Origin of the sequence: Demequina gelatinilytica, assembly GCF_000971115.1 — a bacterium.
In the GTDB taxonomy this organism is placed as follows: Bacteria; Actinomycetota; Actinomycetes; order Actinomycetales; family Demequinaceae; genus Demequina; species Demequina gelatinilytica.
Window position 1 is genome coordinate 16,213 of sequence record NZ_BBLV01000023.1, and the last position, 17,190, is coordinate 33,402.

At 68.9% G+C, this 17,190-nt stretch carries 16 protein-coding genes, 1 tRNA gene and 1 pseudogene; 9 read left to right on the forward strand and 9 right to left on the reverse strand.

Going from position 1 to position 17,190, the window contains the following annotated elements:
* Nucleotides 1-5 precede the first annotated feature (5 nt).
* Together AOM00_RS14560 and AOM00_RS14565 are read left to right on the forward strand one after the other, a co-directional pair.
* Nucleotides 6-78 (forward strand) — tRNA-Lys (locus tag AOM00_RS14560).
* Nucleotides 54-530 carry a hypothetical protein gene (locus AOM00_RS14565; RefSeq protein ID WP_156159197.1) on the forward strand — a complete coding sequence of 159 codons (477 nt, stop codon included), beginning with the start codon at nucleotides 54-56 and terminating at the stop codon, nucleotides 528-530. The genes AOM00_RS14560 and AOM00_RS14565 overlap by 25 nt, the downstream gene beginning before the upstream one ends.
* 94 nt (nucleotides 531-624) lie before the next feature.
* Here AOM00_RS14565 and AOM00_RS14570 read toward each other — a convergent pair whose 3' ends face one another.
* Entirely contained in the window at nucleotides 625-897 is a 273-nt protein-coding gene (locus AOM00_RS14570) for a DUF3892 domain-containing protein (RefSeq protein WP_062518493.1), read from the reverse strand.
* Nucleotides 898-1,088: 191 nt separating this feature from the next.
* Between AOM00_RS14570 and AOM00_RS14575 the strand changes: the two genes are divergently transcribed.
* Complete coding sequence (locus tag AOM00_RS14575; RefSeq protein WP_062518494.1) at nucleotides 1,089-2,222, forward strand: PD-(D/E)XK nuclease family protein; 1,134 nt, start codon at nucleotides 1,089-1,091, stop codon at nucleotides 2,220-2,222.
* 90 nt (nucleotides 2,223-2,312) lie between these two features.
* On the forward strand, nucleotides 2,313-3,725 hold the full coding sequence (locus AOM00_RS14580) for a hypothetical protein (RefSeq protein ID WP_156159198.1): 1,413 nt from the start codon (nucleotides 2,313-2,315) through the stop codon (nucleotides 3,723-3,725).
* A gap of 61 nt (nucleotides 3,726-3,786) precedes the next feature.
* Here the strand turns inward: AOM00_RS14580 and AOM00_RS14585 are convergent, their stop codons facing one another.
* The 3 genes and pseudogenes from AOM00_RS14585 to AOM00_RS14595 form a co-directional block, all read right to left on the reverse strand.
* Nucleotides 3,787-5,982, reverse strand: coding sequence for a DUF262 domain-containing protein (locus AOM00_RS14585; RefSeq protein WP_082097115.1), 2,196 nt, complete (start codon nucleotides 5,980-5,982; stop codon nucleotides 3,787-3,789).
* 35 nt (nucleotides 5,983-6,017) lie between these two features.
* Nucleotides 6,018-7,207: pseudogene (locus AOM00_RS14590) on the reverse strand (IS256 family transposase).
* 322 nt (nucleotides 7,208-7,529) lie between these two features.
* Nucleotides 7,530-7,886 (reverse strand): nuclear transport factor 2 family protein, encoded by a 357-nt coding sequence (locus AOM00_RS14595; RefSeq protein WP_062518496.1) that lies wholly within the window; start codon nucleotides 7,884-7,886, stop codon nucleotides 7,530-7,532.
* Nucleotides 7,887-8,019: 133 nt separating this feature from the next.
* Between AOM00_RS14595 and AOM00_RS14600 the strand changes: the two genes are divergently transcribed.
* The 3 genes from AOM00_RS14600 (at nucleotide 8,020) to AOM00_RS14610 (ending at nucleotide 11,299) form a co-directional block, all read left to right on the forward strand.
* The gene (locus tag AOM00_RS14600; protein ID WP_062518497.1) at nucleotides 8,020-8,370 is read left to right on the forward strand and encodes a DUF6054 family protein; all 351 of its coding nucleotides are present in this window, start codon (nucleotides 8,020-8,022) and stop codon (nucleotides 8,368-8,370) included.
* An 87-nt stretch (nucleotides 8,371-8,457) separates the two neighbouring features.
* The gene (locus AOM00_RS14605) at nucleotides 8,458-8,709 is read left to right on the forward strand and encodes a DUF4242 domain-containing protein (RefSeq protein WP_062518506.1); all 252 of its coding nucleotides are present in this window, start codon (nucleotides 8,458-8,460) and stop codon (nucleotides 8,707-8,709) included.
* Between the two features lie 16 nt (nucleotides 8,710-8,725).
* On the forward strand, nucleotides 8,726-11,299 hold the full coding sequence (locus AOM00_RS14610) for an ATP-binding protein (RefSeq protein WP_062518498.1): 2,574 nt from the start codon (nucleotides 8,726-8,728) through the stop codon (nucleotides 11,297-11,299).
* Here the strand turns inward: AOM00_RS14610 and AOM00_RS14615 are convergent, their stop codons facing one another.
* Genes AOM00_RS14615 through AOM00_RS14625 form a run of 3 tightly spaced genes read right to left on the reverse strand, consistent with a single transcriptional unit; the run spans nucleotide 11,300 to nucleotide 13,903 of the window.
* A complete protein-coding gene (locus AOM00_RS14615) occupies nucleotides 11,300-12,220 on the reverse strand; it encodes a hypothetical protein (protein WP_062518499.1) in 921 nt (306 codons plus the stop codon).
* Between the two features lies 1 nt (nucleotide 12,221).
* On the reverse strand, nucleotides 12,222-13,343 hold the full coding sequence (locus AOM00_RS14620) for a hypothetical protein (protein WP_062518500.1): 1,122 nt from the start codon (nucleotides 13,341-13,343) through the stop codon (nucleotides 12,222-12,224).
* Entirely contained in the window at nucleotides 13,340-13,903 is a 564-nt protein-coding gene (locus tag AOM00_RS14625) for an RNA polymerase sigma factor (protein WP_062518501.1), read from the reverse strand. Before AOM00_RS14625 ends, AOM00_RS14620 begins: the two co-directional genes overlap by 4 nt.
* Before the next feature lie 172 nt (nucleotides 13,904-14,075).
* On the opposite strand from AOM00_RS14625, the gene AOM00_RS14630 reads away from it, so the two are divergent.
* A complete protein-coding gene (locus AOM00_RS14630; protein WP_062518502.1) occupies nucleotides 14,076-14,489 on the forward strand; it encodes a hypothetical protein in 414 nt (137 codons plus the stop codon).
* Nucleotides 14,490-14,534: 45 nt separating this feature from the next.
* On the opposite strand, the gene AOM00_RS14635 is transcribed toward AOM00_RS14630, so the two are convergent.
* Complete coding sequence (locus tag AOM00_RS14635; RefSeq protein ID WP_062518503.1) at nucleotides 14,535-15,098, reverse strand: dihydrofolate reductase family protein; 564 nt, start codon at nucleotides 15,096-15,098, stop codon at nucleotides 14,535-14,537.
* Nucleotides 15,099-15,174: 76 nt separating this feature from the next.
* Here AOM00_RS14635 and AOM00_RS14640 point away from each other — a divergent pair, with 76 nt between their 5' ends.
* Nucleotides 15,175-16,023, forward strand: a complete 849-nt coding sequence (locus AOM00_RS14640) for an aldo/keto reductase (protein WP_062518504.1) — start codon at nucleotides 15,175-15,177, stop codon at nucleotides 16,021-16,023.
* A gap of 27 nt (nucleotides 16,024-16,050) precedes the next feature.
* On the opposite strand, the gene AOM00_RS14645 is transcribed toward AOM00_RS14640, so the two are convergent.
* On the reverse strand, nucleotides 16,051-16,860 hold the full coding sequence (locus tag AOM00_RS14645) for a siderophore-interacting protein (protein ID WP_082097116.1): 810 nt from the start codon (nucleotides 16,858-16,860) through the stop codon (nucleotides 16,051-16,053).
* Nucleotides 16,861-17,190 lie beyond the last annotated feature (330 nt).

Consider the following 17,190-nt stretch of genomic DNA (forward strand, 5'->3'; position numbering starts at 1 on the left):
GCGGCGGGCCTCTAGCTCAGTCGGTAGAGCAGCGGACTTTTAATCCGTAGGTCGTGGGTTCGAGCCCCACGGGGCCCACTCAGGGCAAGCGTGCACTGCTCGAGGGACGCCTCGGTGAACTCGCGCGGACCACAGAGGCCGAAGCGAGGTACCGCGACCTGCGCGTGAAGCAGGTCAAAGAGGAGCGGCTCGCGAATCAGCGGCGTTGGGAGGACGCGATGGAGCGGGCGCGCACCGCCTATCGCGAGGACTACGAGCGCCGCCACTTCCTCGCGCTCGCCGACCGATGGGCCGAGGCGACCAAGCTACGCGCCTTCATCACTGCGATGACCGCCCGATCTGAAGACGCCGGGGCGGAGTGGACCGCCGAGGTGGACGCCACGATCGCACGGGCGGCGACCTTGGCAGATTCGCTCGACCCGACGACGCGCCCGGCGGCGGTGATGTGCGAGGTCCCGGAGCCGAAGCCGGATGACCTCAAGCCGTTCCTGGGCGGCCTCAGCGCGTATGGAGCAAGCAGCCGCTGGTAGGTAACCTGCCGGGCGGCGCAACATCTCGCACCGCCCGACTCATTGGCAACCACCAGCGAGACGTCACGCCTAGCGCCTGCCGCCCCAGTTGGGCTCAGAACGTCGGCAAGCTGAGGAGGTTGTTGGTCCACTTTCCGTCTGCATAGGTGCGCAGGTAGGGCTGACCGTAGTCCGGCCGCACGACGCCAACAGGAACGCGCGCCGCGCCCTTGCCCACGTATGCCTTTCCGTTGTCGTCCACCCACTTGACGAGACTCGCCTTGTCGGTGTCGCCGACCTTGCCGGTCCCGATCCACTTGTAGCGGACGATCTCGTCCTCAGTCTTGCGCGTGCTGCCGAATCGCACGTGCGTGATCTCAATTGCCATTTCGCGTCTCCGTTCCGCCGCGCGTCTCGCGACTCACGATGCAGAATGGCAGTCACCTCTGACAGCGGGCGGCGCACAGAGACCAGGGATTACGCCTTTGCAGCCGTCCCTCGCATGGCCGCGCACAACGAACAGCAACCACCGCGCGGCGGGGCCCGCTGGGACCACGCGCGCCGAGTAGGGTCGAAGATGTGACGCTCGATCTGTCATTCCTGAGTCCGCGACTGGACAAGGCGACCGCGCCGGTGCGACCTGTCAACGTCTATGACATCCTCCGTGATGGCTGGCGCGAGACTCGGGTCGACATGACGCTGCTGTTCTTCCTCGATCCGACCGAAAGACACGGCCTCGGCTCGATCGTCATCGATGCGCTGTTGCGTGCCCTCGACGGAGCCCCGGTCATCAGCAAGAACGGCATCTCAGCCGTACCCTTCGATGCTGATAGCAACCTCGGGTCTGAGGCGTGGGAGATTGCCACCCAGGTCGAGTTCATCGACGTGTATGCCGTCAATCGCGAACTTGGCATCGCGATCATCCTCGAGAACAAGATCGGCCACGACCTGGTGAACCCGCTCGATCGGTATGCCGAGCGCGCACTGAAGGACGACGAGATCACGACGGTCCTTGTTGCGGTGCTCGCACCTGAGCGCCGCACCGCACGCGGCGATATGAACCTGTGGCTGTCGCGCGCGCTCACCTACCAAGAGCTCAGCACGCAGATCAAGAGCTCACCCGACCTCGTCGAGCACTTATTGAGCCCGTCCGATCGGGATCAAGTCCGAAGCCTCGAACTGCTGCAACAGTTCTTCGAGGCCCGCATGGGAGGAGTCACCGTGTCAGACCTGCAGAAAGAGGCTGATCGCCTCAACGAGTGGCGCGACCTCGTCCAGGAGCACGAAGACGCAATCAACGCCTTCTATGAGGCACGCCGACGCGCGAACCGACTCATCCGCGACCGAAGCAAGCGCCTCGACTCGCTGCTTGGCGAGCGCATCGCAGAGTTGGACCTCGCCATCGGGTGGGAGTCCCACTCCGGCAGCAACACCGAAGCATGGAACGCGTACCTCTTCACCGAGATCGATTGGACCATCGAACTCAAGTTCACGACCGACCCCGCTCGACCTGCGATCTACGTGTACGACTACGAAGGTCGGACCTACAAGAACGAGACGACGACGACTCTGGGCCTCGAGTGGACCGCAAGCGACGAGGAGATCGCCAACGCGTTCATCGTGCGGGCTACCGCGATCATCGACCGAGTGCGAGCCGAGAGGGCAGATGCGGCGTTCACGCGGCACGCAAGCCCGCTCGAGACCGCCGAATAGTGCGCCGCGCGGAGCCCACGGAGGCATCGATGTCGACCATTTGCCTTCGCGGGGCTTCAGCGGCGGCCCGACGTCCACGGATGACCGTCCGTGGCTGACGACTATGCGTCTCTTGCGGCACGAGTGCGAACTCGGAGCCAGTCATCCGTCCTGATCCAAGCCGCCGCTGAGTCCGCCGCAACAATGCGGGAGTTCATCGAAAACCGCCAGAGCCTCGAATACGCCAAGCACTTTCCCTGGGCTAACGCCCACATCGCGAGACTCGCCCTGAGCAACGGCTCCAACCTCAACCGCATGGACGCAACACCCTCGGACCTGATCGCGTTCAAGAATGCCTATCACGCACTTGATCCTCACGATGAGCCAGGCGATGTGTGGTCGATGATGACTCGCATGGTGCACGAGCAGTTGCCGCATCAGACAAACCCCGCCATGGAGGTCGGCCGAAGTTGGCTGCTCTACGGCGAGCCGCTCACCGGATGTCAGTCGTACGCCTGGGCGGAAGTCTTCGGCATGCCTCTCGACCGTCGCATGCGCGGTGTCATGCTGCTCTGGGGGTCAGTGCTCGCCGGTAGCGGCAGGTTCCATCCCGACACCATCGTCGACGCGCTCGCGAATGATCCCCGCGTGAGCCCGCAGCTGCTCAGTGACGTCCCCACGATCGTCGAGGACCTGACCCTGACGCCGGCGCAATTCAGGGCCACCTACTACGCAGCATGGGAGCCTCGACGGACGCCGGCGCTCACCGACTGGAACCCGCTCGACCGTCACCCACTCGTCTCACTTCCCGACGGCACGATCGTCGCCCCCTCCGTCCCGCACCTACTCAGGACGGTCCAGAGCGAATCAATCTACTACCGAGGCATCGACCACTGGGGCGAGTCGTTCGCGCGCGACCTTGGCCCACGCGTCGAGGCGGTCGCGGGATTCGACCTCGAGCTGTTGGACGATGCCAACCTCATCCGCGAGATCAGCTACCGCGACGGCAAGGCAACATCGAAGTCCGTCGACTGGATCGTCGTGTTCCCAGAATGCGTACTCCTCATCGAATGCAAGAGCGCCCGGCTCACCGTGAAGGCGATCCAGGACATCGAGGTCGAGGAACGTGAACTGAAGCGCCACGTCGGCAAGGCCGCAACGCAGCTCTCGCGCAGCGCTCAGGCGATCGCCGAAGGCGTGCCCGAGTTCCAAGAGATTCCCAACGATCGCCCCGTCTACGGCCTGGTGGTAACTGCCGAGCACATCCCGCTCGCGAACGCCGGCCACGGACGCTTCGCCTTCGCATCTGACATCCCGTTCGAAGTGCTACCCCTGCGTGAGCTCAGCGACTTCTGCATGGCCGATCTCGATCATCCCGGCGAGTACATCCACACTTACTTCCAGAGCCGCGACCCGCTCGACCCGCACTTCGGCCAACGATTGCCACCCGGCACGACACGAAGCGTCCACCGGAGGCTGCAAGCCGCGTGGAACAAGGCGATGGGCAAACTCGGCGCGGATTAAGCGTGCCGCGCCGCTCGCTTGGATGTCTCGACCTGCCGCGAAAGCCGATTCAACCGACTCGTCACAGCGGAATGCGCAGATAATTGCCTCGTTCCTCACCAAGGCCGGCAGCCGCCCACATAGCGACCTCCCCTGTCCGATCGCTCCGCACGTCCACGTTGGTGCGATTGAGATAGGCGCTACCGTCGACACACTTCACGACGACGCCCCAGCCGGGCCACGGTGCGTCTACGTCTGCCAGCTGCATCCCCACGGTCTCGAGCGCAGTGACCAGGGGCGCAATGGAGCCAACTGGTTGGCCAGGGACCGGGCCGGCCGCGCCCATCGCCGTTGGCTCGGAAGTGATCACGGCGGGCTTGATCGGAGCCGACGCCGAGTCCGTACGTCTTGACGCTCCAAGAGCAACCGGGTCGGGCCATACGCGGACCGCCACGTCCGCGAGGAAGATGCCACGTGCGTCGATCTCGGCCTCGCTCCATTCCTGCACGGCAGCGATGCCCTTGTTGATCACCAGCGCACCTTGCTTCGCAAACTCCGGACGCTTCGCGGACCACCCCAAATTGGACACATCGAGATTGAACGCCTGAGTCACGAGAGTGAGGTTGCCAAGACGGTCGAGTGTCTGACGGCGCTGAAGCACTCGCTGCGCCGTCGCAGCGTCTCCAGAGTCAGGGTCGACAGGGTTACCCAAGGAATCGCTCAGCGGCCAATGCGCCATCCAACTACGCGGCAAGACATGTTCGATCTGCAAGCCGTCAAACCCGATCGCCGCGGGAGGCTCGTGCGGGTCCTCTTGGCGGAGCTGGTTATCGATCGCGCGGAACAACGCGCGGATTCGGTACTGCGCGACGGCGTTGTAGAACGACCGCGAAACGAACGCTTCACGCATATCGCGATCCGATGGCCATGCAAGCGCACCGTCCCTCAGCGAGTCGACGACCGCATTCGCGACGTTCCGCCCGTCATCGGCCGCTCCCTTCGCGGCCCGCAAGACGCGAGCGAGGTGTGTGCCGTACCCGCGGGTCTGCCAACCCACATAGGAACGGCGCATCGCCCAAGACTCGACAGCGCGAACAGCACGAACCTCGTCATCGAGGCTGATCACCTCCGGTGGCGCGATGCGCAGCCACGCAAGGAGAGGCACCGCTGTCGTGATCTCGAACTCGTTGAGCCTGTCGTACGAGGTGCGCAGACGCGGATCGACGGTTCCAACCCCGTAGATGGTGCGATACGCCGCTGCATACTCGCTGAGCTCACGAAGGACTTGCTCGGTGTCCGGAGCACTGGGCCCGTTCAGGTACTCCCTCGCCTCCCGGTACAGGTGACTCACGTTGGCCTCGAACCCGGAGACACCCGTAAGCCAGACCGAAAGCAGGACATCGCGCCGGCCACGCGCTGCGTGACCTCGTCCGACGACGGACTTCCACCAGTCGTCGTCAAAGTCTGCCCAGTACGTGTCGTAGAGCCGATCGACGTCCTCGTCAGCGAGTTCGCCCCGCAGGAACAGGAGGTTCTTGACGAGGTCGATCGCTGCGAGCGGCGTCTGGCGGCCGTTGAGAACCTCGAAGATGACCTGCGCGTCGTCGTTGTCCTCAAGGTCGATGACAACGAGCTTGAACAGACTCGACAGCGCGTCTGCCAACGCCTGAAGACGCAAGGGGTCCGACTCACCCTCATCGTTCAGCGAACTCTCCCGGACTGCCTCGGAGAAGTAGCGGCGCGCCTGCAGATACAAGTGGTCCTTGTTTCCGGCGTAGGCAGGGACCGCATCGGCCATCGCGGTGGGCCAGACGTCACGATCTCGTCGGCGCGGCCAGAGCTTGTGAACCTCTTCAGGCGAGTCCACGACGTCATCAGGGTTGAAGAGCATGCGACGGACAGACCTGCGCCGGTCCGACTCGGTTTCCTGGAGCACGTCCAACAGTCCCCGCACCAGGAGCTGAATCGTGGTGAGTCGTTGCTGGCCGTCGATCACCGAGCGCAGCGCGACACCTCCGGTCGCGAACGGAAGGCTGGCGCAGACGATCGCCCCCATGAAGTGCGGGGTGACGTTCTGCTCTTTGTTCTTCAGGACGACGGTGTTCTCTTCCTGACTGGTGCGTGCATCAAGCAGCTTGTCCGCTGTGCTCTCGAGGTCCTCGAACAGAAGCTTCCACTGACCCTCGAGCGTCCACTCGTAGTCGCGTTGGAACGTCGGGATGATGTACCGCCGCTCCGGCTTGAGAATCTCCTGCAACGGGTACGTCTTGGCGTCCACGGGGCTCCTTCACATCGGCAATCAGGGCCATCATGTCAGCGGCACGTGGCGACGTCCCGCTGTGTGGTGGAGTTTCTCGACACTGTGCAGGTCAGTCGTTTTGATTGTGTAGCGGTGAGTTCGGGGATGGCCGCCTCCTCGGGTTCGGCCAGGAGCAACGCCATGGAGTGTTCGCTGAAGTAGCGGCGGTCCGCGCCGTCCCATTCGTCGTGTTGCTCGATCAGGACGTGCCCGGCCAGGCGAAGCAGCGCGGCTGGGTTGGGGAACGTGCCGACGACGTCGGTGCGGCGCTTGATTTCCTTGTTGACCCGCTCGAGCGGGTTCGTGGACCAAATCTGACGCCAGTGCGGAAACGGGAACGCGGTGAACGCGAGCAGGTCGTCACGCGCGGCCTCGAGCATGTCGGCGACCATGGGTTGCGACCGGGTCAGCATCCGTACGACCTCGTCGAACTGGGCGTGGACGTGCTCACGGTCGGGTTGGGCGAAGATCGTGCGAATGATGGACGCGACCATCGACCCGGCCGCCTTGGGCACGTTTGCGAGGACGTTGCGCATGAAGTGGACTCGGCATCGCTGCCAGCTCGCGCCCTGCATCACGGTGTGGATCGCCGCGATCAGACCGGTGTGAGCGTCAGAGATCACCAGTGGCACCCCGCCCAGCCCGCGAGCCTTCATGGAACGCAGGAACTCGGTCCAGAACGGCTGGGACTCGGTATCGCCGACGTCGAAGCCCAGCACCTCGCGCCGTCCGTCGCGGCCAAACCCACCGCGACCACGATCGCTTGGGACACGACCCGCCGGCCGACCCGCGCCTTGCAGTACGTCGCATCGAGGAACACATACGGGTAGGCCTGGTCGGCAAGGGGTCGGTCGGGGAACGCGGCAACGTCCTCGTCCAAGTCGGCGCAGATGCGTGACACCTCGGACTTCGAGATCCCGGTGTCCGCACCGAGGGCCTTGACCAGGTCGTCGACCTTGCGGGTCGATACCCCGTGGACGTAGGCCTCCATCACGACCGCGAACAGGGCCTGATCGATCGGGCGACGTCGCTCCAACAGCGACGGGAAGAACGAGCCCGTGCGCAGCTTCGGGATCCGCAGATTGAGGTCGCCGGCCGTCGTGGTCAGGGTGCGCATCCGGGAACCGTTGCGTTGCGTGGTGCGGGCCTCCGTGCGCTGGTACGGGGCGGCACCGATGAACGCGGCCGCCTCCGCATCGATCAATTCTTGATAGAGCGTCTCGGTCGCGACGCGGATCCGATCGCTGGCCTCGGTGAGTTTGAGTTCCCCGAGCAGCTCGAGCAGGGCAGACTGGTCAAGAGCCATCGTGCGTTGTGTCCTTCCGTGAGATTCCTAGACAGTTCTCACTGACCATCGCACGATGGCTCCTCAGCGTCTACGACACCGAAGACCCAGCCGGAGAGTCCACCACCCCACGGGACGTCACCTGCGGCCGACACAATGGACTGGCATAGGTAATTGCATGGACTAGCCCGCTACCAGGAACTTTGATACCCCTGGTAGTCGAGTTATGCGCGTTTCCCACTCAGGAGGCGGGCGAGCGCGGCGTCATGTACCACTCGACGAACCTCGCGGCCCTGCCGTCGGGCGCGAACCACACCTCCCACAGGTTCGTGTACGTCTCGTGCCCGGGGTAGTCGACCGTGCCCTTGATGATCCCCAGCGACCCGTCCTCGATGAGGACCGCGAGGTCCGGCACGGCCACGGCCGGCTCGGGCTCCATCCACGCCTCGATGATCGCGTCGATGCCACGCACCGGCTCCTTGTCGTTGGGGCGGAACCAGTACTCGGCGTCATCGGTGAAGATCGCGCGGACGTCGTCCGCCGACTTGGTCTCCCACGCCTTGAGGTAGCCGTCCAGCCAGTCGCTCGCTCGGGTCATGCCTCGTTTCTACGCGCCCACGGGCGGATCCGCCACCACCGGCGGCGCCCTGCCCCCGCATCGTCCCTCTAGCGGCGGGCAGGTCGCGCACCCTAGGCTCCGGAACGCGAGCACAGACCACAGGGGGCAGCACGTGTACGAGACCCGATCTCTCACCGGTTCGGCCGATGCGCTCGCCGCGCACCTGGACCGGGACATCGTCAGGGGCAGCGCCTCGGCGTCCGTGGAGCACCAGGACGAGCTCACCATCGGCGACGCCCGCATGCTCCTGCGCACCTACGAGCGCTACAGCATGACCGGCTCGAACCGCCTCACGCTGTCCGTGAGCATCCTCGCCGTCGGCGACCGCATGGAGGTCGCGCTCACCACGTCGGGCGGCAGCGAGGCGGTGTTCTTCAAGATGAACACGTTCGGTGAGACGGCCTTCATGGAGAGGGGCCTGGCGGCCGTCGAGGACTTCGCGAGGCGCACCGCGCGAACATAGGTGATCTCCCCGATCCGCGGGGCCACGGGACGCGATGGACTCGAGGAGCACGATCACCCGGACGTGCACCTCACGAAAGGCACCACCATGGCGCTCTACATGGATGTCCACCACCTCGACGGCCCGGTCGGGATCGACGACGTCGCGAAGGCCCACGCGGCCGACCTCGAGAAGCAGGACGGGCACGGGGTCCACTACCTCCGCTACTGGGTCGACGAGTCCGCGGGCAAGATCTTCTGCCTGGTCGACGCCCCCGACCCGGAGGCCGCGAACACCGTCCACCGCGAGGCCCACGGCCTGGTCGCCGACGAGATCCACCTGGTGGTGGAGGGGCTCTGAGGGGTTGACTGGGCAGATGCTCGTCGAACGCGACGCCCAGCTGAGCGGTCTGCGCGCGTCGCTGGACGATGCGCTGGCCGGCAGCGGCGTCCTCGCCTTCGTCTCGGGCGAGGCGGGCGCGGGGAAGTCGACGCTGGTGCGAGCGTTCGCCGAGCAGTCCGCCCCCCGCTGCCGGGTACGCCTCGGCGGCGCCGACAACGTCACCACCGCCGATGCGCTCGCCGCCTTCCACGAGGCGGTGCCGGAGATCAGGCCGCGGCTCGATTCTGAGGGGGACCGCGTCTCGCTCTTCGCAGCGCTGCGCGGGGCCCTGGGCGCGGAGCCGACGCTGGTGATCCTCGAGGACCTCCACTGGGCCGACGAGGCGACGCTCGACGCCCTCCGCTACCTCGCGCGCCGGCTCGACGGCATCCCCGTGATGATCGCCGCGACCTACCGGCCCGACGACGTCTCCGCGCAGCACCCGCTCACCGAGCTGCTCGGGGACCTGGCGACGGCACCTCGCACCACGCGTGTCGAGGTGCCGTCGCTGACCCTCGACGGCGTCGCGGCGCTGATCGCCGGCACCGACGCCGCGCTCGATCCCGTCGCGCTCCACGTGCGCACCGGTGGCAACGCCTTCTTCGTGAGCGAGCTGCTCGCGGCGGGGAACATGGCGCTTCCGGCGAGCGTGAGCGATGCGGTCCTCGCCCGGCTCTCGCGCCTCCCGGCGGCGGCCCAGGACGCGGCGTGCGCCGCGGCCACGCTCGGATCGGCGGCGGACGCGAGCCTCATCGCGGCGGTCGCGGAGCGCGGCGTCGACGCGGTCGACCTGTGCCTCGACGACGGGGTGCTGGTCGCAGGCGCGGACGGCATCGGCTTCCGCCACGAGCTCGCGCGCCAGGCCGTCGAGCAGGGGATGTCGGCGCTGCGCGCACGCCAGCTCCAGCGTCGCGCGCTGCGCGAGGTCGAGGCGCGGACGCCGGAGGATCACCGCCGCATCGCGCACCACGCGGCCCGATGCGGGGAGCAGGAGACCGTGGTGCGCCACGCGACCGCGGCGGGCCGGCGCGCGGCGCAGCTGGGGGCGCACCGCGAGGCGGCCGCGCAGTTCCGGTCGGCGCTCCAGCAGGGGGTCGCCGGCATCGACAGGGCGGCGCTCTTCGTCGAGCTGTCCTACCAGGGCTACCTCACCGACCAGCTGCGCGAGGCCATCACCGCGCGCCAGCACGCGCTCGAGCTGCACTCGCTCCACGGGGACGATGCGGCGGTCGGCGAGGACGAGCGCTGGCTGTCGCGTCTGTCCTGGTTCCTGGGCCGCGGCGCCGATGCGGAGCGCTACGCCACGCGCGCGATCGCCTCGCTCGAGCCGCACGGCGAGACGCCCGCGCTCGCCATGGCGCTGAGCAACCTCGCGCAGCTGCGCATGCTCGCGATGGACGACGCCGAGGTGACGCGCTGGGGCGGGCGCGCCCTCGCTCTCGCCACGCGCCTGGGCGAGGCGGAGATCCAGGCGCATGCGCTCAACAACCTCGGGGCCTCGGCGCTCATGTCCGGGCGCGTCGAGGAGGGCACGGCGCGGCTTCAGCAGAGCCTTGACGTCGCGCTCGCGGGAGGGCTCGAGGAGCACGTGGCCCGGGCCTACACGAACCTTGGCGCGGTCGCGGTCGAGCAGCGCCGCTACGGACCCGGCATGCGCGACCTCGAGGCAGGGATCCGCTACTGCGAGGAGCGCGACCTCGACTCATGGACCCGCTACATGCAGGCATGGCGGTGCGTGGCGCTCGGCGACCTGGGGCGGTTCGAGGAGTCGCTCGCCGTCGCGCGCATCGTCCTCGGGGCCTCCGGCGTCGCGCCCGTGTCCGCGATCCCCGCGGCGGCCGCGGCGGGCCGAGTGGCCGCGCGGCGCGGGGACGACCCTGTCGCGTTCCTGTCGATGGCGGCCGATCTCGCCTCGGGCACCGGCGAGCTCCAGCGCATCGCTCCCGCGAGCTGCGCGGCCGCGGAGGACGCGTGGCTTCGCGGGTCGCCCGTGGAGATCGAGGACCTCACGCGGTCGGCGTGGGAGCTCGCGCTGGATCATCGCGATCCGTGGGCGCTCGGGGAGCTCGCGTGGTGGCGGCTGCTCGGCGGGGTCGCGCCCGCGTCGGCCATCGAGGTGCCCGAGCCGTTCGCGCTCATGCTCGCGGGCGACCAGGCCGGGGCCGCACGGTCATGGACCGAGGTCGGCAGCCCCGTGTGGGCCGCGTACGCCGCGGCGCTCGACCCCGACCCCGCGGCCGCTGACCGTGCGGTGCGCACGCTCGACGATCTCGGGGCGCGGCTCGCGGTCGACGCCGTGCTGCGAACGCGACGCGAGCGGGACCTGCCGCTGCCGCGGCGACCGCGAGGCGTCGCGCGGACCAACACGGCGCAGCTGACGGCGCGCGAGCTCGAGGTGCTGCAGCTTCTCGCGCAAGGTCTCTCGACCCCCGACATCGCGCGCGACCTGGTGCTGTCGCCGCGCACGGTCGAGCATCACGTCTCCGCGGTGCTGCGCAAGCTGGGCGAGCCGACACGCGCCCGCGCGGTCGCGGCGGCGCGGCGCGCGGGGATGCTGGACGCCGCCTGACTACACGGCCGCGCGGGCCGAGACATCGACGCGAGCGCCAGAACGGCGACCGGCGACGATACGCCATACGGCGACGCCGGCCACGGCTGCCACCGCGACGGCCATCCTCGCGACCGCTCCCCCGTCCGGCCCGAGCGCCATCCGCATCACCTGGAGCCCTGCCGCGGGGATCTCCTCGGGGAACTTCAGGTAGATCGGCGTGAGCACGTAGGCGACAGCGGTCGTCGTCGCGGGCACCACCCACAGCATCACGAGGATCACCACGGTCGCCACGGAGCGGCGCACCGTCACGAAGCCGCTCCACGCCGCGGCGCCCGCGACCACCAGGATCGGCAGCCACTCCCGTACATAGGTGAGCGGATTGCCGTAGACGAGCGAGGCGACGTCCCGCGACTCGAGGACCAGGCCGTCCAGCCAGGACATCGACGCGATCCCCGCCGCACCGAGCGCCACCGCGGCCCCGGCGGTACCGTACCGAGCGAGAGCCACCAGCACCGCCGCGGACAGCACCACGCACACCGCCGAGCCCGCCACGAGGGCGGCCACGTACGCCTGGGAGCGGCCGTCGTCGCCCAGCCCGGACCGCAGGGCGAGCGTGCTCTGGACCAATGCGACCAGCTGCACGAGCGCGACCCCGGTGGCGGCCGCCCCCGCGGGCAGCGCCGTCCCGTGCCGCCGGAGGATGCGCAGCACCGCACCGGCGAAGGCCCCGCCGAGCACCAGCATCGCCGCGATCGACGCGACGTAGTACTGGTTGAGCGGCAGCAACGCGGTGGGCATCTCCTCCGGCAGCGTCTGCTCGAGCCAGATGTTCTGCAGCGGCAGCCGCGCGCCCGTCACCAGCCAGGGCGCGAGGCCCAGCAACGCGGACCCGACCCCCACCGCGCCTCCGATGAGGACCCGCGCACCGCGACCGGCCACGTCAGCAGTCCTTCAGCTCGAGGCCGGTGACCTCGCGCAGCGCTGCGACCAAGGCGTCCTGGAACGCGAAGATCGACTCGTCGCTCTCGGGCTTCTGCTGGACTACCAGGTACGCGTCGCGCCCGACCGGGCACTGGATCCCACCGCCGTTGATCGACTCGTCGTAGTAGAGCTCCTGCTCGAGCAGCGAATCGTCGCCCTGCACCGGGGACCCGTCGGGCCCGGTGACCGCCGCGTCCAGCGGCACGTCGCGTAGCGTGACGGCGTAGCGCGGGCTCATCGCGCCCGCGGGATCGGCCAGGTAGGCCTCGTAGGTCGCGGTGGAGACGTATCTGAGCGTGGGCCCGTACGTTCCCGACGTCGAGGAGGTGCCGTCGATGAGCACCCAGCCGTCCGGCAGCTCCGACATCGCGGAGGTGTTGCCGAAGGCGTCGAGCATCGCGAAGAACGCCGTGTCGCGCCCGGACGGTGTCTCGTCCGGCGCCTCAGCTTCGAAGTCCGGGTCGTGGATGGTCATCGCCTCGAGAACCTCCCCGGTCGCCGCGTCGATGATCACGAACGAGTCCGCGGGCCACGAGGGGTCGGGGTCGGGGACCAGGAAGTCTGGTCCCAGATCGCGGTACGCGTCCATGTCGGGCCCGTCGACGCGGACGTTGGCCTGCAGCATCGTGCCGTCGACGGTGTTCACCACCACCGTGTTCGGGTGCGCGAGCACCTCCTCGGGCCACTCATCGCACGGCTCCGAGTACGCCATCGCCCACCGGTGCTCGAGGCCGCCGACGTCGTTGTAGGGCTTGCCGTCGATCCACGTCGCGTCGGCGCACTCCGCCGGAGGCGCCTCGGCCGCGGTGGTCGCCGACGGGCTCGGCGCGGCGCTGGACGATGCGGCGGGAGAGTCGGCCGGAGCCGGCGCCACCGTCGCGGGCGAGGTCCACAGGGCCAGCCCGACCACGCCGAGCGCCACCACCGCGGTCCCGGTCGCGCCCGCGACGAGCGTGCGGGTGCGCCGGTGGCGGGCGACCCGCTCGGTCACGACCGAGTGGTCGGACGCGAGCGGACCGTCGTCGAACGTCGCGCCCGCGAGCGCGTGCAGCTGGTGCAGGGTGCTGCGGGTCCCGGTCATCGTGCACCTCCGTTCCGCGCGTGGATCGCGACCGTCTCGGTGTCCTCGAGGTCGACGTCGGGCAGCACCTCGCGGAGCTTCGCGACGCCGTCGTGCAGGTAGCGCTTCACCGTGCCCGGCGCGAGGTCCAGCACATGGGCGACCTCGGCGACGGGCAGGTCCTCGAGGTGGCGCAGGACGATGCACGCGCGCTCGCGGGGCGACAGCGTCAGCAGGGCGTCGTGCAGATCGAGCGCCTCGTCGACGCGCGCGCCGTGGTCGTCCGCCACCATCCGCGTTCCCGCCGCCCGCAACTCGTCGGGCGCGGACGCGACCGTGCGCGGACGCGCCGCCGCGCGCCGTCCGCCGTCGATGAACGCCGTCGCGATCGCGCGCTTGACGTAGGACTGCGCGGCCTCGACGCTGCGCAGCGCGCGCCCGGTGCGGAAGGTCCGCACGAGCGCGTCCTGCAGCAGGTCCTCGGCCTCCTCGCGGCTCCCCGCCAGCACGTACGCGTATCCGTAGAGCGAGCGCCCACGCTCGCGCATCACCGTGTCGAGCGTGTCCCTCCAGCCGCTCACGCGACCATCCCCCCTGTGCTCATGCCAGCCAAGACGCACGCGCACCGCGATCGGTTGGGGGCGCACGCATCGTCCCTTCCCAGGAACGCGACCATCATGCCTGCACAGGGCCGCGTGAGACCCTCGTCACGGCCCGTTGACACCCCTGGAACCCGCCGATACGTTCCGGACCATGCGCATCGAACGTCTCTCCACCCCGCAGCGGATCTCGGCCATCGCCATCGTCGTCGTCGCCCTGGCCGCCTTCCTCCCCTGGGTCTCCATCTTCGGGATCAGCGCCATCGGCATCGAGGGCGACGGCATCATCACGCTCGCGTTCGCGATCGCCGGCGGCATCACGTTCGCCCTCACCACGGGCCTGTTCGGAGCCGAGCGCACCCCCGGCCGCGCGTCGCAGATCGCGCTCCTGGTGCTCGCGATCCTCACGGCGCTCATCGGCCTGGTCGACATGAACGGCGCCGCGGCCATGGGCCTGTACCTCACGATGCTTGCGGGGATCGCCTGGGTGATCGGCGCCGCGTGGCAGCTGACGCTCAAGCCCGCCGTGATCGAGGCCCCCGTCGAGGGCAGCGACCCGCTGAGCTGATCCCCGCCTCCTGAACGGCGTGCGGGACCAGCATCGTCACCCTTCTCAAGGGTTCTTGACCTGGTACCTCACCAGCAGCGCACCTGCGGGGAAGCGCCGATGCTCGAGGAGCTCGAGATCGAGCCGCAGGTCATCGGGCAGCATGCGGGTGCCGCCCCCGACCACGACCGGCGCGATGGCCAGCTGGAGCTCGTCGACCAGCCCCGCGCGGAGCGCATGAGCGGCCAGCTCGGCGCCCGCGATGCTCAGGTCCGTGGGCGAGGCCTCCTTCAGGGCGGCCACCTCCGCGGGCGCGAAGCCCCGCTCGATGCGCGTCCGCGGGTAGCCGGGGTCCTCGAGCGTGGTCGAGTACACGATCTTCTCCGCGGCGCACCACGCCTCGGCGTAGTCCTGCATCGCGCGCGGCTGGTCCGGGTCCCCCCGCATGTCCTCCCAGACGCGCATCGTCTCGTAGATCCGCCGGCCGTAGAGGAGCGTCGGGGCGGAGAGCGCGAGGCCCGCGAAGTGGTCGTGGAGCTCCTCGTCGGGCACCGACCAGTCGAATGCCCCGTCGGCATCGTTGATGTACCCGTCGAGCGAGCAGTTGAAGGCATAGATCAGGCGACCCATCGCATCGTCCTCCCTCCCCCTGAGCCAAGGTAACCCGCGCATCGTCCGTGCGCAGAGCGTGGCTAGGGTGGAAGGCATGACCCTTCCCACCCTCACGCTCAACGACGGCTTCACCATCCCGGCTCTCGGGTTCGGCACCTATCCCCTGGTCGGGGACGAGGGCCGGATCGCGGTCCGCTCGGCGCTCAAGACCGGCTACCGCCTGCTCGACTCCGCGGTGAACTACGAGAACGAGGGCGTGGTCGGGCTTGCCGCTCGCGAGTACCTCGCGCGGGGCAAGGCATCCCGCTCCGACGTCACGGTGCAGACCAAGCTGCCCGGACGGCATCACGCGTTCGACCGCGCCATCGCGTCCGGGTACGAGTCGCTCGCGCGGCTCGGTCTCGACCGCATCGACATCATGCTGATCCACTGGCCGAACCCGTCCGCGGGGCTCTACAAGGAGGCATGGCGCGCGCTCATCGAGCTGCGCGAGCGCGGCGTGGTGCGCAGCATCGGCGTCTCGAACTTCAACGAGCGCCTGCTCGACGAGGTCATCGCGGACTCGGGGGTGGTGCCCGCCATCAACCAGGTCGAGCTGCACCCGTACTTCCCCCAGACGTCCTTGATGGACAAGCACGCCGAGCTGGGCATCGTGACCCAGGCGTGGAGCCCGCTGGGCAAGCGCAAGGCCCCGTACGCGGAGCCCGTGGTGGTCGCGGCCGCGGAGCGCCTGGGCGTGACGCCCGCGCAGGTGGTGCTGCGCTGGCACCTCGACCGCGGCTCGCTGCCGCTGCCCAAGTCCGCGACGCCCGCGCGTCAGGCGGAGAACCTCGCCGTCGACGCGTTCTCCCTGCTCCCCGAGGAGGTCGAGGCGATCACCGCGCTCGGCCGCCCCGACGGACGCCTGTTCGGCGGCGACCCCGAGACGCACGAGGAGATGTAGCCGGGACGATGCGCGGCAGGCGCGCGCTCAGACGCGCGCGTCCTGCTCCGCCTCCATCTGGGCGTTGAACTCGCGCTTGCTGGACTGCCAGCCGTCCTCGTTCATGCCGGTGCGCCAGTAGCCCGAGATCGAGACCTGGTCCCGCGGGATCCCGCGCTCGTTGAAGAGGTGGCGGCGCAGAGGCTTGACCATGTCCGCGTTGCCGTGGACGAAGGCCTCGATCCTGCCGTCGGGGAGGTCCGCGTCGATGACCGCGCGCGTGAGGGCCTCGCCGTAGCCGTCGCCCGGCGCACGGTGGATCCAGGTGACCGTGGTCGCGGCGGTGGCCGGAAGCTCCTGCTGCTCCGCCAGCCCGGCGACCTCGAGGAAGACATCGACCCGCGCATCGCGCCGGGTCGCCTTGAGGCGGTCGAGCGCGGCGGCGATCGCCGGGAGCGCCGACTCATCACCCACAAGGACATGGGCGTCGGCGTCCGCGCTGGGCGCCCATCCGCCGCCAGGGCCCGCGAAGGTGATGGTGTCGCCCGGCTGCGCCGAGGCCGCCCAAGGGCCGGCGAGCCCCTCATCGCCATGGATCACGAAGTCGATGGCGAGCTCGCGGGTCTCGCGGTCGAGCGACCGAATCGTGTAGGTGCGCGTGACGTCGCCGAACCGCAGCTTGACGTAGTGGTCCGTGAGGGCGAGCTCGGGAAGCTCGTCGAGGTCCGGCCCCGTGAGGAGCACGCGGATCATGGCCGGCGTGAGTCGTTCCGTGCGCACCACCGTGAGGGTGCGGAGCGGGCGGTTCGGGCGGGCGCCGGGGTTGCCGGAGCGGGGCTGACCTTCGGGGCGAGGCATGGTGCGATCGTATGCGATCTGCGGGAGAGGGCTTGCGCCGGGTGCGCCGGCCTGGTCCTGGATCGTTTGCCCGCGGGGTGATGTCCCCAGGCTGAAAACTGGTGTTGCTCTCCACATCTACCAGGGTGGATATCTGGGGGTGGGTGTCAGACCCCTCGTGTTGACTGGTGTCATGACCTTCCCGGTAGAGGCGATCGACGCGGCGCGTGAGGCGCTGGTGCCGTTCGAGAACCGTGACCTGGGGGCCTTGTCGGAGGCGGAGCTCGCGGCCGTGCTGGAGGTGGCGGCGCGGTTCGCACGGGTGGCGGCGCTGCCGCATGCGGCTGCCGC

What these genes read in the sequence shown, in the direction of transcription:
- AOM00_RS14610 (WP_062518498.1), top strand. Translation starts at nt 8,726, where the DNA reads ATGCTCGTCGAACGCGACGCCCAGCTGAGCGGTCTGCGCGCGTCGCTG.
- AOM00_RS14640 (WP_062518504.1), top strand. Translation starts at nt 15,175, where the DNA reads ATGACCCTTCCCACCCTCACGCTCAACGACGGCTTCACCATCCCGGCT.
- AOM00_RS14595 (WP_062518496.1), bottom strand. Translation starts at nt 7,886, where the DNA reads ATGACCCGAGCGAGCGACTGGCTGGACGGCTACCTCAAGGCGTGGGAG.
- AOM00_RS14605 (WP_062518506.1), top strand. Translation starts at nt 8,458, where the DNA reads ATGGCGCTCTACATGGATGTCCACCACCTCGACGGCCCGGTCGGGATC.
- AOM00_RS14620 (WP_062518500.1), bottom strand. Translation starts at nt 13,343, where the DNA reads ATGACCGGGACCCGCAGCACCCTGCACCAGCTGCACGCGCTCGCGGGC.
- AOM00_RS14570 (WP_062518493.1), bottom strand. Translation starts at nt 897, where the DNA reads ATGGCAATTGAGATCACGCACGTGCGATTCGGCAGCACGCGCAAGACT.
- AOM00_RS14645 (WP_082097116.1), bottom strand. Translation starts at nt 16,860, where the DNA reads ATGCCTCGCCCCGAAGGTCAGCCCCGCTCCGGCAACCCCGGCGCCCGC.
- AOM00_RS14630 (WP_062518502.1), top strand. Translation starts at nt 14,076, where the DNA reads ATGCGCATCGAACGTCTCTCCACCCCGCAGCGGATCTCGGCCATCGCC.
- AOM00_RS14635 (WP_062518503.1), bottom strand. Translation starts at nt 15,098, where the DNA reads ATGGGTCGCCTGATCTATGCCTTCAACTGCTCGCTCGACGGGTACATC.